1 pseudogene is annotated in these 1094 nt (G+C 63.5%); it reads left to right on the top strand.

Going from position 1 to position 1094, the window contains the following annotated elements:
- Positions 1-1094, top strand: a pseudogene (locus B2V90_RS03680) (carbamoyl phosphate synthase large subunit); the annotation flags it as partial.

The raw sequence follows: 1094 nt of genomic DNA, 5'->3' as shown, positions 1-1094 counted from the left end.
GCGCCGGCGCTGACGCTGACCGACAAGGAATATCAGATCATGCGCAACGCATCCATTGCGGTGCTGCGCGAAATCGGGGTGGAAACAGGCGGTTCCAACGTACAGTTCGCGGTCAATCCCAAGGACGGCCGCCTGATCGTGATCGAGATGAACCCGCGCGTGTCGCGCTCCTCGGCGCTGGCGTCGAAGGCGACCGGCTTTCCCATCGCCAAGGTCGCGGCCAAGCTGGCGGTGGGCTATACGCTCGACGAGATCGAGAATGACATTACCGGCGCGACCCCCGCATCGTTCGAGCCTACCATCGACTATGTCGTGACCAAGATCCCCCGTTTTGCGTTCGAGAAGTTCAAGGGGTCCGAACCATTGCTCGGCACCGCGATGAAGTCGGTCGGCGAAGTCATGGCGATCGGGCGCAACATCCATGAATCGATGCAGAAGGCGCTGCGCGGTCTGGAAACCGGCCTGTCGGGTTTCAACACTGTCGACCATCTGGAAGGCGCGTCGCGCGACGACATTGTCGCCGCGCTGGCCAAGCCCACACCCGACCGGCTGCTGATCGCGGCGCAGGCGCTGCGCGAAGGCCTGACCGTCGCCGAAATTCACAGCATTGCCAAGTTCGACCCCTGGTTCCTGGAGCGCCTCAAGGAAATCGTCGACGCGGAAGGCGAGGTGCTGGAAAACGGCCTGCCGCAGGATGCCGAGGGTATGCGGCGTTTGAAGTCGATGGGCTTTTCCGACAAGCGCCTGGCCTTTCTGGCGCTCAAATCCGCCAATCTGCGCGGCATGGAGCGCGGCATCGCGCGCAGCAGCGGCCTGATCCACGATGCGGTCAAGGCCATGACCGGCGGCGTGACCGAAGAAGAGGTGCGCAAGCTGCGCCACAAGCTGGGCGTGCGCCCCGTCTTCAAGCGCATCGACACGTGCGCCGCCGAATTCGAGGCGAAGACGCCCTATATGTACTCCACCTATGAAGCGCCTTTGTTCGGCGAGGCGGAGAATGAGGCGCAGCCCAGCGACAGGCAGAAGGTCGTGATCCTGGGCGGCGGCCCCAACCGGATCGGGCAGGGGATCGAGTTCGACTATTGCTGCGTCCA

Origin of the sequence: Sphingobium sp. UBA5915 (genome assembly GCF_002431195.1) — a bacterium.
Taxonomy (GTDB): domain Bacteria; phylum Pseudomonadota; class Alphaproteobacteria; order Sphingomonadales; family Sphingomonadaceae; genus Sphingobium; species Sphingobium soli.
This window is presented reverse-complemented; position numbering and strand designations above follow the sequence as displayed.